Origin of the sequence: Actinopolyspora alba (assembly GCF_900112765.1) — a bacterium.
Classification (GTDB): Bacteria; Actinomycetota; Actinomycetes; order Mycobacteriales; family Pseudonocardiaceae; genus Actinopolyspora; species Actinopolyspora alba.
The window spans coordinates 286,654-299,259 of the sequence record NZ_FOMZ01000005.1 but is presented as its reverse complement, the minus strand read 5'-3'; the positions used below and the strand labels follow the sequence as shown (position 1 = coordinate 299,259).

General features: G+C 65.4%; 15 protein-coding genes and 3 tRNA genes. 9 read left to right on the top strand and 9 right to left on the bottom strand.

Annotation, left to right across the window (positions count from 1 at the left end; translation table 11 throughout):
- Positions 1-149: 149 nt before the first annotated feature.
- Complete coding sequence (locus BM150_RS09610; RefSeq protein WP_092926329.1) at positions 150-734, bottom strand: dihydrofolate reductase family protein; 585 nt, start codon at positions 732-734, stop codon at positions 150-152.
- 502 nt (positions 735-1,236) lie between these two features.
- On the opposite strand from BM150_RS09610, the gene BM150_RS09605 reads away from it, so the two are divergent.
- Complete coding sequence (locus BM150_RS09605) at positions 1,237-2,079, top strand: hypothetical protein (protein ID WP_092926179.1); 843 nt, start codon at positions 1,237-1,239, stop codon at positions 2,077-2,079.
- A gap of 246 nt (positions 2,080-2,325) precedes the next feature.
- On the opposite strand, the gene BM150_RS09600 is transcribed toward BM150_RS09605, so the two are convergent.
- The gene (locus BM150_RS09600; RefSeq protein WP_092926327.1) at positions 2,326-2,922 is read right to left on the bottom strand and encodes a hypothetical protein; all 597 of its coding nucleotides are present in this window, start codon (positions 2,920-2,922) and stop codon (positions 2,326-2,328) included.
- A 345-nt stretch (positions 2,923-3,267) separates the two neighbouring features.
- Positions 3,268-3,486 carry a heavy-metal-associated domain-containing protein gene (locus BM150_RS09595; protein ID WP_092926325.1) on the bottom strand — a complete coding sequence of 73 codons (219 nt, stop codon included), beginning with the start codon at positions 3,484-3,486 and terminating at the stop codon, positions 3,268-3,270.
- Positions 3,487-3,759: 273 nt separating this feature from the next.
- On the opposite strand from BM150_RS09595, the gene BM150_RS09590 reads away from it, so the two are divergent.
- The 5 genes from BM150_RS09590 (at position 3,760) to BM150_RS09570 (ending at position 5,674) form a co-directional block, all read left to right on the top strand.
- Positions 3,760-3,999, top strand: coding sequence for a hypothetical protein (locus BM150_RS09590; protein WP_092926177.1), 240 nt, complete (start codon positions 3,760-3,762; stop codon positions 3,997-3,999).
- Between the two features lie 428 nt (positions 4,000-4,427).
- Positions 4,428-5,033: a ScbR family autoregulator-binding transcription factor gene (locus BM150_RS09585; protein WP_092926175.1), complete on the top strand. Its 606-nt coding sequence runs from the start codon at positions 4,428-4,430 to the stop codon at positions 5,031-5,033.
- Positions 5,034-5,391: 358 nt separating this feature from the next.
- Positions 5,392-5,467: transfer RNA gene (locus BM150_RS09580), tRNA-Glu, on the top strand.
- A 28-nt stretch (positions 5,468-5,495) separates the two neighbouring features.
- Positions 5,496-5,572: transfer RNA gene (locus tag BM150_RS09575), tRNA-Asp, on the top strand.
- Between the two features lie 28 nt (positions 5,573-5,600).
- Positions 5,601-5,674, top strand: a tRNA-Phe gene (locus BM150_RS09570).
- Positions 5,675-5,801: 127 nt separating this feature from the next.
- On the opposite strand, the gene BM150_RS09565 is transcribed toward BM150_RS09570, so the two are convergent.
- On the bottom strand, positions 5,802-6,203 hold the full coding sequence (locus BM150_RS09565; protein WP_092926173.1) for a VOC family protein: 402 nt from the start codon (positions 6,201-6,203) through the stop codon (positions 5,802-5,804).
- A 159-nt stretch (positions 6,204-6,362) separates the two neighbouring features.
- On the opposite strand from BM150_RS09565, the gene BM150_RS09560 reads away from it, so the two are divergent.
- Together BM150_RS09560 and BM150_RS09555 are read left to right on the top strand one after the other, a co-directional pair.
- Entirely contained in the window at positions 6,363-7,163 is an 801-nt protein-coding gene (locus BM150_RS09560) for a methyltransferase (RefSeq protein ID WP_092926171.1), read from the top strand.
- Positions 7,164-7,314: 151 nt separating this feature from the next.
- Complete coding sequence (locus tag BM150_RS09555) at positions 7,315-7,839, top strand: GNAT family N-acetyltransferase (RefSeq protein ID WP_092926170.1); 525 nt, start codon at positions 7,315-7,317, stop codon at positions 7,837-7,839.
- A gap of 193 nt (positions 7,840-8,032) precedes the next feature.
- Here BM150_RS09555 and BM150_RS09550 read toward each other — a convergent pair whose 3' ends face one another.
- The 5 genes from BM150_RS09550 to BM150_RS09530 all read right to left on the bottom strand — a co-directional run bounded on the left by BM150_RS09550 (position 8,033) and on the right by BM150_RS09530 (position 10,722).
- The gene (locus BM150_RS09550; protein ID WP_092926168.1) at positions 8,033-8,506 is read right to left on the bottom strand and encodes an Imm1 family immunity protein; all 474 of its coding nucleotides are present in this window, start codon (positions 8,504-8,506) and stop codon (positions 8,033-8,035) included.
- Entirely contained in the window at positions 8,503-9,339 is an 837-nt protein-coding gene (locus BM150_RS09545) for a DddA-like double-stranded DNA deaminase toxin (RefSeq protein WP_092926166.1), read from the bottom strand. Before BM150_RS09545 ends, BM150_RS09550 begins: the two co-directional genes overlap by 4 nt.
- A gap of 9 nt (positions 9,340-9,348) precedes the next feature.
- Complete coding sequence (locus tag BM150_RS09540) at positions 9,349-9,597, bottom strand: hypothetical protein (RefSeq protein ID WP_092926164.1); 249 nt, start codon at positions 9,595-9,597, stop codon at positions 9,349-9,351.
- A gap of 287 nt (positions 9,598-9,884) precedes the next feature.
- Complete coding sequence (locus BM150_RS09535) at positions 9,885-10,280, bottom strand: DUF3224 domain-containing protein (protein WP_092926162.1); 396 nt, start codon at positions 10,278-10,280, stop codon at positions 9,885-9,887.
- A gap of 10 nt (positions 10,281-10,290) precedes the next feature.
- Positions 10,291-10,722 carry a hypothetical protein gene (locus BM150_RS09530; RefSeq protein ID WP_139219495.1) on the bottom strand — a complete coding sequence of 144 codons (432 nt, stop codon included), beginning with the start codon at positions 10,720-10,722 and terminating at the stop codon, positions 10,291-10,293.
- 237 nt (positions 10,723-10,959) lie between these two features.
- Between BM150_RS09530 and BM150_RS09525 the strand changes: the two genes are divergently transcribed.
- Entirely contained in the window at positions 10,960-12,447 is a 1,488-nt protein-coding gene (locus BM150_RS09525) for a transcriptional regulator (protein WP_092926158.1), read from the top strand.
- The last annotated feature ends 159 nt before the right edge of the window (positions 12,448-12,606 follow it).

Here is a 12,606-nt window from a genome sequence, read left to right as displayed (position 1 = left end):
CGACCGCCGCTCTACCCCGAGCGCGTCATGGAGCGCCACAGTGCGGATATCCGCGAAGCGCTGGGTTTCCGTGAGTGCTCGGTGGGCCGATGCCGACGAACTCACCGAGCGGTTCGTCCCGACCTCACGGGACGGAACAGCCGGCAGGCCTATCGTTTCCGATACGTCAGGTGCAGCACGCCGCTGTCGTAGCGTTGCGTTTCCGACAGCGTGAATCGCCGCGGGGAGAACTCACCGTCGAACAGGGGAATCCCCGCTCCGGCCACCACGGGGTGGAGCTTCACGATCAGTTCGTCGATTTCCGGACGCAGGGTGGCGGCGAGTCGCGCTCCACCGCACAGCCAGATCCTCTTCCCGTCCTCGCGTTTGAGTTCGCGGACCGTCTCGACCGGATCGGTCGAGACGATCTCCACGCCCGGGTCGGGAGCTTGGGTCATGGTGCGGGAGAAGACGTAGTGCCGCAGGTGGGGATAGGCATTCGTGACTCCGGCTCGCAGACCGACCTCGTAGGAGCCGCGGCCTTCGACGACGGTATCGAACACCTTGTTCGCGGGATGCGTGTTCAGGGCGGTGCGGACAGGTGCCGGGATGATGTCCGGGTAGTCGGCGAAGATCGCCTCCATGTGGCCGCCCTCGGCCACGAAGAAGCCGTCCGGGCCCGACGGATCCGACCCGTCCGGGCCGGCGATGAACCCGTCGATCGTTGCCGCCACGAAATAGGTCAGCTGACGCAACCGCACCTTCCCCGGAACATCGTGGACTCGGGCCGACCCTGCGATCACGGCCGCTGCGATCGCCTGTCGCACCCGGCCACCACGAGGCGACCCTACACCCCACAGCCACGTGCGAAAGTGCTTTTTACCGCCGGTGGGTTTTTGGATTCAGCTGTTGGAGGATGGTGGTTACGTTGGGCGCAAGCCATTCCGGCGTCGCCGTTATCACGATGCGCCACTGTGGCGGCCGGCGCTGCGCCATGCGTTCCCGAAATCGACGGGCATCCGTGGCGACGTGCATGCGGTCGCGCAACGAATCTAAGCGTTGCGCGACCGAGTCTCGCATCGCGGCCCATTATTGGTGGAGTACGCGTGCCGGAAAACATCATGCCGAAAAGATTCGAAATGTGATAATATCATTCCTGAATTGACTTGGAAATAATCCTCGAACGGTGAACAGTGAACGGGATGCCGCGCGGCGAGTCATCGGCGATATGAGGAACGCGTTGGAAGGAATGTGATATTGATTTCGCGGCTGTGGGCCGAACTGCCCGGTATCAGCCCCGAGCTGGCCGCCGCGGACAGGGCGGCCGTGGACGCCTGGCACGCGGATGAAGCGGACGGTGCTTCGGATGAGGCCGAGGCGGGGGACGACTACCCGGTGCTGTTGCGGCTGGCGGAGTTGGGGTCCTCGTTCGCCGCTCGGGTGGACCGGATGAGCGCCTGGCAGCGGGAGCGGTTGCTCGGTTTTCTGGAGGAGGTGCTCGTTTCCGGCACCGAAGACGAGCAGGACGCTGTGGCCACCGGTTTTCTCGAAGCCCTTGTCACTGCCTACGATCACGGTGACTTCGACCTGGCGCCCGTCTGGCACGAGCTCGGCGAGGAGTCGCGGCACTACATCAAGATCTGGAACACGCGAACGAGAGCGGCGGTCCCCTACTGGATGACGTTACGGGATCCTCCCGAGCCACAACCCGCGGGTGCCGCCGTGGCGCTGCTGCGGGAATCCTGCGATCGCCTGGCGAACGCCGACGACAGGCTGCTGGGCACATCAACGGAAACGAGGAGTGCCGAACCCGACTACGACCTGCAGCACCGGGTCGAGAACATGGCCGCCGAGTTCGTCCGCGACTTCCGCGAGATCGACCGATCGAGCCGGGCGAAGGTCTTCGAGGCGCTGGAGAAAGTCGTCCTCGGCGCTCCGGAGGACGACGTCACGGCCGTCGCGGAGCGGTTCGTTCCCGCGCTCGTCACGGGCTGCCGATTGGGAGTTTTCCACCCCATGCTGATCCTGAGTGGGCTGGGGGCGCACACGGCTCACTACTTCAACAAAGTCAATGAAGAAATGGAATGGGAGCTGGAGTGACCAGCTGATTTCCACGCAGTGGCCCTTGTTGGTTTCACTGCTCGGGGGCGTCCTCGCGAGAGCACGGCGCGGGAGAGCCCGCGTGCGCTCGTGCGGGGGACGTGGAGTCGACGCTTCCAGTGCCGGAAGCCCCGGCCGAAAACCCCCGCAGCGGTCCCCGCTGCCGGTTCCGAACCTGACGGGCGGGACCGGACGGCGGCTCGCGTCCGGGGGCGGCAGCGGCTGTCGGGGGTTGCCGTCCGGAGCTCAGTAGTAGCGGTACTGTCCGTGCGGGATGGTGATCTCGGTCTCGGTTTCCGAGGTGTTGCCGTCCCCGCCACCGTGCTTCGGGCCTTCGGAGAAGGCCGTGGTGGGGTACTCGTCCGGCGTGGGTGGGCCGTCCTGGAACTCGGTGGGAAAGCCCTCGTCGCCGTACTCGGTGCCGTACAGCTCACCCCCGTAGAGCCCCGGGTCCCGCACGTCGTCGGTCTCCTCCTCGGGGCGGGCGTGCGCGGGCCGTTGTTCCTCGCCGCTCGGCCACTCCGGCCGCGGTGATTCCGCGGGTCGCGGCGGTTCCTCCGGGATCTCCTGCAGGTGTTGCAGCACCCAGTCCCGCGCCAGCGCGCTCGGCGACGTGCCCTGCTCGGCCGCCAGCTCCTTGAGCCGTTCGTTGGCCATCAGCGGCAGCCGCAGTTGATGGACCTCGGAACCGCCGAAGCTGCGTCCGGTGCCCGTCGTCTCCGGATCCGCGTCCGGTGAGAGCGCCGCCAGGTAGGAGTCCAGTTCCTGGTCCGACTCGGCCGACCGCTGTTCCGCGTCGTCCGTACGTTGCCTGCGTCCGCTCTTCGCCCGTCCTAGCACCACCCGGACACGATAACGGTTCCATGCCGCCGTGGCGGTGGATGTGGGGGCGATCACGGCGTGCCGGAGCCGGTCGGGGAGCGACGGGCCCCGTCGCACGGCTGGTGGAGAGTTCGTGGCGCCTCGGCGGTTTCCCTTCGCGGGGCCGGTTCTCGGCGGGCCGAACGAACACCGCGACGGACTCCGGGGGAGGGATTCCAAGAGTCGGCCCCCGCGTCGGGGGAAGAGCGCGGGGGCCAACGCAATGCCGATCTCCACAGCTGCTGACCGGGGGTGTGTCAGCGATTCGATTGTGGCACGCCGAGGTGCCCGTTGGGGAGTGTCGCGAGGATTTTTCGTTTTTGTCCGTTAGGTCCGGGACCACTCGGCCACGGTGTAGCCTGCCTCCTGCACGGCGGCGTCGGCGGCTTCCTTGCTGATCCCGTTCTCCGAGGTGACGGTCACGTCCCCGCTGTCCAGGGATACCTCGACGTTCGTCACCTCGGGCAGCTCCCCCAGCTCCTCCTGAACCGAGGCGACGCAGTGCTGGCAGGTCATTCCGGCGACCTTGAAGGTTTGCGTGGACATCGCGGCTCCTTCGTGGCGAGTGTCGTTGTCCTCGACCCCGAAAATACCCCAGGGGGGTAAGTGCTCGGGGATGAGCCGGGTCACTGTTGCCCGATTTCGGGTTGCCGCTGTCCGCGATCGGGAATCCGGCGGGTGTGTCCGGAGTTGTGTCGGATGTGTTTTCCCTCGGTTGTATAGCAAACACTCTTCGTGTTCGCGAATCACTCCGCAGGGGGCTATGTTTGAAGCCGATGGGTGGATAACCTGCGGCGACACCCTAGTCGGGGAGGGGTTATGGACGGGTCACTCGACGTACGCAAGTTCCTGGCGTTGCAGGACAGAGCTTCCCCCAGGTCCGCGGCCGCCGCGGTTCCGGCGCAGCGCGACGGCGACTCCGGCAGGCTCTCTCCCGAGCAGCTGCACCGGGCGCGTCTCGCGGTCGCACGTGGCGCGCGGGATCGTGAGGACTGCCGGATGCTGCTGGCGATGCTCGGACTCACCGACGACAACGAGGAATCCACGCGGGAGGACTGACCACCGCGCTGATCCACTCGGACACGATCGGAACGCGCTGCTCGTTCCGGTGAGGAGCGTGCGTTCCGGCGCGCGGAGATCACGCCGTTCTCTCTCCCCGGAATTCCGCCGAACGTGCCCCGGCTCTCGTGAACCCGACCCCGCGAGACGCACACCCCCCGGTGGAGCGTCTCGCGGGGCATCGGCGGGCGGCCGTGCGGCCACACCGAAAACCTACCCGCGAGTCTCTTTTGGGTGTTCACCAGGTCTCCCCTGTCGTTCGGCCGGCCACCGGGTTCGGTGCGGGTTGGGCCGATGGGATGAAATTTGCCCACGCGCGGTAACTTCAACTCGCAAAGTTGATCATCCGTTCGTGGGTGGCAGCTGTTCGCTCTGTTACTGAGCGTGCTGACTGTTCGTCCGCCGGCACCCGTTGGAGCCGCGTACACATGCCTCAGCAACGTCGTGCCCAACTGACTCGTCACGCGATCGTGGTCGCGGCAGCCGAGGAGTTCGACAGAACGGGTTATGACGCCACCCCGTTGAGCGCGATCCTGCGTCGCGGCGGAATCACCAAGGGGGCGTTCTACTTCCACTTCGCATCCAAGGAGGAGCTGGCCCTGGCGCTCGTCGAATCGCAGGCGCGGCGCTGGCCCAGGGTGCGTGGCGACTGGCTGCGGCGCGAGCTCGACCCGCTGTCGATCGCGGTGGGGATGCTCAACGAGGCGGCGCGGCTGCTCGAGCACGACGTCGTGCTCCGCGCCGGGACGGGGCTCGCTCGGCACCGGATCGCCAAGGGCGAGCACATCGATTCCGAACCGGACTGGGAGTCCCTGCTGCTCGATCTGCTCCGCAGGGCCTCGGCGGGCGGGATGCTGCGGCCCGGAGTGGATCCGGAGGCGGTCGCCCGCGTCGCCTACGCCGCGCTGGTCGGTGCGCGGGTGCTCGGTTCCGGGGCGGGGCCGGGGGCTGCCGTGCGGATGGAGGAGACCTGGCGGATCACCTTGCAGGGGGTCGCCAGTCCCGAGTGGTTGAGCAACCGAAAGGCTCGCTGAGCCTTTCGGGATTCCCCGCGGAGTGGCACGCCCGATTTCCGGTCGATGTTGAGACCGGCGTCACAAAATCACCTCGGGTGGGTGATCGGGGGTTCGATGGGGGTGTTCGGCACTGGTGCGGGGTGGCCCCGGCGTGTCGGACGTCGTGACTTCGTCGGTCGAAGCAGCAGCTCAGCGGTGTAACGTCGGTGTGGGTGGCCGGGTTCGCCCGGCCGCGTGGGGAGGGTTCGTGTCGATAGGGGACCCCCCGTTTACAACTCCCCGAAGGCATGACGTAAGCTTTTAATCGTTCCCAACGGGGCATCCGACAACGGAAAGCCGGTTGGAGGCAAGGCCGAGCAGGCATCTGGTCGACCAAGCCCCCATCGTCTAGAGGCCTAGGACGCCGCCCTTTCAAGGCGGTAACGCGGGTTCGAATCCCGTTGGGGGTACCACCGGACTCGTCCGGTGACAACAACACATGGCCCAGTGGCGCAGTTGGTTAGCGCGCCGCCCTGTCACGGCGGAGGTCGCGGGTTCGAGTCCCGTCTGGGTCGCCAGCGCGATCGGCCATGAGCCGGGTTGCACGGCCAGGTAGCTCAGTTGGTACGAGCGTCCGCCTGAAAAGCGGAAGGTCGGCGGTTCGACCCCGCCCCTGGCCACGCGGAACGACCAGCGAGAACGGCCCTCACCGGAAACGGTGGGGGCCGTTCTCGTGCGTGGTTAGTCTCAGTTCTAGTCTCGGTTGTTGGTCCGGTGGCTTCCGGCTCCGCCTCGCTGTGGGGGTGATCACTGAGACGGTCGTGGGCCAAGCAAGTCCCAGCGGTTGCCCGCGACGTCGAGGAAGACCGCGACCTCGCCGTAGGGTTCCCGGCGCGGCTCGGTGACGAACTCGACCCCCGCCGCACGCATCCGGTCGTAGGACGCCTGGAAGTCGTCGACGCGCAGGAACAGGCCGACCCGAGCCGCGAACTGTTCGCCCACCACTCGCTCCTGCCGCTCACCGTCAGCTCGTGCGAGCAGTAGGCCCGTGGCGACGCCGGGCGGTCGTACGACGACCCACCGCTTCTCGCGCCCGTCGTTGGTCAAGGACGGCGAATCCTCGACGAGTTCGAACTCCAGTGCGTCCAGGAAGAACCGGATCGCCTCGTCGTAGTCGTCGACGATCAGAGTCAGCTGCTCAAGACGCACAACGCCAGGCAACCATGAGGACCAGCGTTTGTCTGGAAGTGCGGTCGCTTCGGAATCCCCAGCTCATGTGTGATCTCCTCGATCGACGCACCGTGCGGCCCCCGATTCGCGCAGCCATAGCCGCTAAGTTGCTGGTTACAAACTGGATACCGTGGGGCGATGGATGGGAACACGTGGGAAGGCACCGACCTGGCCGACCACTATGCCGAAGATGCCTTCGCCTCGGCGAAGGGCTACGTGCGTAGTTACGTGCTGCATCAGCAACTGCTGGATCACCTACCACCGGCTCCGGCGACGGTTCTCGACGTCAGCGGTGGTGCGGGGCATCACTCGTTCCCGCTGGTCCGAGCCGGTTACGAAGTTACGTTGCTCGAGCCTTCGCAGGCGATGTTGGACAAGGCGGAGCAGCGACTCGAGCGGTTGACCGAGCAGGAGCGGCGGCGGGTGACGTTCGTGCGGGCCGATGGTGAGCGCGCGCACGAGGCGGTGAACGGCGGACGATTCGCCGCTGTGTTGTGCCACGGCGTACTCGGATACCTGGAGCGGCCGGAGCCGCTCGTCGATCAGCTGTGCCGGTGCACTGCCGCCGACGGCGTGCTTTCGATCATGACCGGCAACGCCGGGGCTATGGCGGTACGCCCCGCGTTGGAACGTCGGTGGGATGACGCCCTGGCGGCGTTCGACGACCGGACCGAGACGAACGTGCTGGGAGTGCGGAGCCGAGCAGACACAGTGGAGGAGCTCAGCGAGCTCGTGCGGAACCGCAGCTTGGAACCACTGTGCTGGTACGGGGTGTGGCTGTTCGTCGATTGGTTGGAATTCAGTGGAGTCGAGCTGGATCCCAACGACTCGCGGGAGATGGCAAAGGCGGTTGCGGTCGAACTCGAAGCCAGTCGACGAGACCCCTACTGTCAACTCAGTCGCGCCTTTCATCTCGTGGCGCACAAAGATCCGAGCTGACGGGAAAGCAGCAGTAATGGTCGCGCGGTGAAAAGTACGGTCGACTTTCCGCGATGTCCTGGATATCGACTCGCACCGCTCGTACTCTCCGGAGCCGTAACGACCATGTTTGCCTCGGTGCGGGCAGCAGAACCGGGAAGGGAGCGATCTCTTGGGGTACCGCCATCGTCTCGCCACGCGTGCGGATCTGCCCGCTATTGTGGACATCTACAACGCCGCGATCCTGGAGAAGGCGAGCACCTGCGACCTGGAACCCGTCAGCGTCGCTTCCCGCGAGGGGTGGTTCGAGTCCTCGGGGCCGGATTTTCGCCCGATCTGGGTCGGCTACGAGGCGGACGAGCCGCGTGCCGTGACCGGCTATCTGAGCTTCGACCCCTTTCTGAACGGTCGGCCGGGATACGACGTGACCTCGGACGTGGCGCTGTACCTGCATCCCGAGCACCGTGGTCGGGGGCAGGGAACTTACCTGCTGGGTGAGGCCGTGGCCCATGCTCCGAAGCTCGGCGTGCGCACGCTGGCCACCACGATCTTCGGCAGCAACCGGGCCAGTCTGCGCCTGTTCCGCTCGCACGGCTTCCAGGAGTGGGGTCGGTTGCCCGCCGTGGCCGATCTGGGTGGCGGCGTGGTTCAGGACGTGGTGTTCGTCGGGCGCAAAGTGGACGGTTCCGCGGGGTAGGGATGCCCGGTTCTCCGGGCTCCGAGAAGTGGTCGTTCGGCCGTGTGGGGCGAAGGGTGTCGGTGACGTGCTGTTGGTGTCGTTTCATGGGGGTCCGGGGTCGCCTCACGATCTTCGGACGGCGCTCGGATGCGGTACCGGCGAGCAGAACCGCGACTTGAAATCCGGTGTGTTCCGAGTGCGGAGTCCACGTTCAGAGGACGAGGTATCCCTGCTGCCACCGCACGGTGGTGGGGCGTGTGCCGGTCTCGGCGTATTCGCACAGGGCACGGCGTATCCGTTCGAGTGGAAGGGACGCGGAGTTGGGGAGGTAGCTGGGCTCGTCGGCGGCGAACACCAGGGCGGGGCGGTCGTCCGGCCCGGCCGGGTCGAAGGTGTCGAGCACCCCGCCCGCAGTGAGGTCGATCCAGGTCATCGCGCCCCAACCCGTGTCGGGATCGACGGCGACGCGGAGGTAGGCGGGTGGGTACTCGGGTTGACCATCGTCGTGATGGGAGTGGGCCGGTCGGTCCCACACGGTGACCAGCGTGGTGCGGTTTCCCTCGGTGGATTCGGTGACCACGTGGTCGAGAAGAGTAGCGATTTCCTCAGCTGTGTAGGCGTGATGTGACCGGCGGTACTGGTCGAACATGATCGTGAGCACGGTCGTGGTGTCGATCGTTGTCATGCCTGTCCCTCGATTCGTACTGGTCGTGTTTCCGCCGGTTCCCAAACCTCGAGCACGTAACTTTTCGGAAGAATCACGGCTACAGCGGTCCGGCAGCCGAGTGGGCCGTCACAAACGTGGTTGTTGATGGTGATCGCCGCATAGGTGATCCCGGACTCGCGCATCCGCATCGCCACCTTCGTTTCCACGTGGGTCGAGGTCTCCGGCATCGCCAGATCTGGACGTGGGATGGGGAACCGCTGACCAACCGTGACGAGGAGGGTGTCGATTCTGTCGATCAGCTGACGTTCCTGCCTGGCTTTGGGCGTCTCGTCCTGCTCACTCTCGGGCTGACGTTCCCATCTTTCGGTGCCAGGCTTCCACACTCGGCGGCCGGAACCACCGCTTGTTACCTCCACATCACCGGATCCGGCGAATCCACGCACGATTCCTGTGGTTGAGCCCTTGCCCGCGGGACGTTCGGGTAGCTTGTCGCGGGCTTGGCTGACCCATTGATCGACCGTGGCTGGGTTATCGCTGACCGGAGGTCGATAGGTCGACGGGTGTGGCAGAGCAGGAGGGGACGCATCGTTCGTCCCGAGTCCGGCGAGGTAGTCGACCAGACGTGTGTGGCTGTTGTCGCACAGAGCGAGTGCGTCTTCGACCAACTCACGTGTGTGTTGGAACAACTCTATGGCTTCGGACAGCTGTGCGTTGTTGGTTCCCTCGGTGGTCTCGTTCAACGTGGGCAGGGCGTATTCCTCCAGCCACACTTTGATTCGACGCAGCCGATTGGTGGGGGAACGTCGGATGATGCCGGTAATGCTGTTGGCCAGCTCTTCTACCTCGGACATCACAGACTCCTACAGCGCGGCAGCGTATTCACGGACGTGCTCGCTGGCACGCATCGCCGTCTGTGTGGCTTCATCCGTTTTCTCGTGAGCTGCGCCGAACAATCGTATCGCTTGTTGTACGTCGTTGTCATTGCTGGTTCCGGCCACTTGGTTCAGTTTCCCGCGTAGCTCGTCAAGTTCGGTTCGCACGATCTGTAGTTCATCGGTGGGTGCGGTGTCGGTGATCTGCTGTAGTTGGGCACGTATTTCGTCGAGCATTGGGAGCTCTCTTTATTGGACAAACGGAAGTGGATGGATACCGCCCGGACGAACGAGTGGGATAGGTGCTCAGCCGGACAGCGGACGGCCCGACGCCGAGTGTCGGGAGTTCGACGGTGCACCTGTTACGAGGAAGAACAATGGTAGCGGTCCTCACCGAAGCGGTGGAGGTTTGACTGGGTACCAGTTGCCTATCCGATAACTACCGTGTCTGGCCCTGGTGAAGGAGAAGTGAGAGCGATCAGAGGCAGCCGTGGCGGAGATCGGGTGCGACTCTGTGGCAGTTCTTAAAGCGAGTAGACGAGGGTGAGGACCTCTCGCTGAACCTCCTCCGCGTGGCCCGAGATGTTCGTGAGCTCTCCGGTGCCGGAAGTCGGGACGATATTGCCGTAGCTGTTCTGGTCGGCTCCTTCGGCCAGGCCGCCGTGTTGAATGACGAAGGTGCCCTGGCGGCCGTCGATCGTGCCTTCGACCCGCTCGGAAGCGACGTAACCCGCACCGGCGGCTCCTTGCGCGGTGAGCACCTCGACTACCCCGGAGCCTTCGATCGCGCCGTGGTAGCGCTTCCGGATCGTGATCCGGGTCAGCTTGGGGCCTTCGGTCGGCTCACCGTAGACAGTCTCGTTCCAATCCGTGATCTCGAAAGGGGCTTCGAGTTCGTGGGCAACCTGTTGCTCGGTCATGCCGGGAAAACTAGCGCTCACGTCCGACATCGAGCGTGGAAATCGTTCCGCCCCGAGTGGTGCCACTCGTCCTCGGCGTCTTGGCGGTGCCGTAGAGCAGGGTGGTGATCGTGCGCAGTGCGTGGGTGGTGCGAGCTTCGTGCGTGCCGGGTTTCTGGTGGTGCATCTCGTCGCGGGCGGTGGCTATGGCGTTTCCGCCTTCGGCGAGTAGTTTTTCCAGCACCATCTCGTGGACGAGGTGTTCGTCGTCCAGTGCGGAGAGTTCGAGCCCGTCGCGTAGCGCGAGCCAGAGGGCGGCTGTGGCGTCTTCGAGGCTGATTTCCAGTCGCATCGACAGGTCCGTGGTGGCTGGTTGTTCGGCGTCCTCACGCAGCGTCGGGATGAACTCCACGGGACCGGAATCGCCGATCTCGCCGGTGGCGGTGACTGTGGGAGTGAGCATGATCAAACCACCCCTTCTGGAGTGTCGTCCCCGATCGGGGAGGTGTTTCCGGTCACGTATGTCTTCCACCTCAGCCGGATCCGGGGCTCCGCGTGGGACTCGGTTTCTCTCATACCTCAATGCCATCAAGCGAGCGGTGTTCTAACGACGACATCGAATGACCGAAGATGAGCCATTCCGGGGACATTGAGGGGACATTCCAGTCCGAATGGGGATTGAGTACCTAGGGTTGGGGACATGGCCAGGGCTTCCGCACCACGTACCCAGAACTCCGCTCTGATCGGGCTTCGCGAGGACGCTGGGCTCTCGCAGGACGATCTGGCTGAAGCGCTCAACGCGTTGGCCGCGAAGAGACACGGGAAGTACCCGAACGTGACCAAGAAGACCGTGGGTCGTTGGGAGCGTGGCGAAGTCGCGTGGCCGCAGCCGTTCTACCGCCGGTTGTTGGCGGAGTTCTTCGACTGCGCTTCCGATGAGTTGGGGTTCCAACGACCGCGTAGGACTACCGACAACGCTCCCACCAGTGACGGGGAACTGCTGCCCCTGGTGGCCTCACCTGGCACGGTCGATCCGCGCGTGGACAAGGACCAGCAGGAGTGGAAGGACACTCGTGCGGTGCTGGGCACGTTCCGGCGGGGTTTGGCCGTCGTCGCCGAGCGGCTCTATCCGGATTCGACGGTGCCCGGCTCCGAGGGGAGCGGCGTGATTGCCGGAACGGATTGGCTCCCGAGCGTCCCGGTGCCGTTGTCGGAGCTGGGGCTCGAACTCGACACGGACGACTCCGCGGTTCCGGCTGTCGATGGTTCGGAGCGGCAGAGCGCGGGCGTACGCCCATTGGCGTCAGCCGAGCAGCGCTACCACCGCTACAGCCACGCGGTGCGGGATCTGGCCGCGCCACGCCTGTTCGAGAACCGGCTGTGCTTCCGCCTGACCGCCCTGGACCTGTCGCAGCCGAACCCGCGATTGCGGTTCGGCACGATGGGGTTTTTCGACTCGATCGACACGAACGAAGCCCTGGGGCACGAGATGGCCGCGCATCATCTCGTCCGCGACCGGCACGGTGACCTCGGTGTCGGTCGTGCGTCGTGGCGGCGGCTGGCGTTTCGCAAGCACGTCGGTGATCCGTTCGACCTGTCCCGGCGGCCGTTGCTGGGCGCGATCGGCACGTTGACGATTCGGGCGGGGGAGAGCCCGAGCATGGTGCTGCACCAGCGGGACGGCGGTCGGGTGGCCGGTGGTGGCGGGATGGCGCACCTGTTGCCCGCGGGCATCTTCCAGCCGTCGAGCGTCATTCCCGACGCGGTGCGCAACGACTTCTCGATCTGGCGGAACACGCAGCGCGAGTTCGCCGAGGAGCTGCTCGGGCACGTCGAGTACGACGGCAGCGGCAGGCCGATCGACTACGCGAACCGCGAACCGTTCGCGGGGATGGATCGCGCTCGTGGCGAGGGGCGGATTCGGGTCTACTACCTCGGCGTCACGCTCGACGCGCTCACGCTGTCCGGTGACATCCTCACCGTGGCGGTGATCGAGCCCGACACCTACGACGAGCTGTTCGGTGCGGCCGTCACCACCAACGACGAGGGCCGCATTCCCGCCCGGCACCTGCCGTTCGAGGCCAACACCATCAGCCGTCTTCACGAGCTGGGCCAACTCTCGCCCGGAGCCTCGGCCGCGATGAACCTGGCCTGGCAGCACCGAAGGGCATTGCTCGACCGGAACTGAATTGTTCGCCTCGTCGAGGTGTTCGGACGGGTTCGTCGTGGTTTCATGGCAGGCTGGGGTTGACGCGGTGTGGCTGCGTCTTTATCACGGTGGCCCTGTCGTCTCCACGGTTCCTCCCGGCTCGGTCATACGCGAGCGTTCAAACGCGCTTTTTTCGTG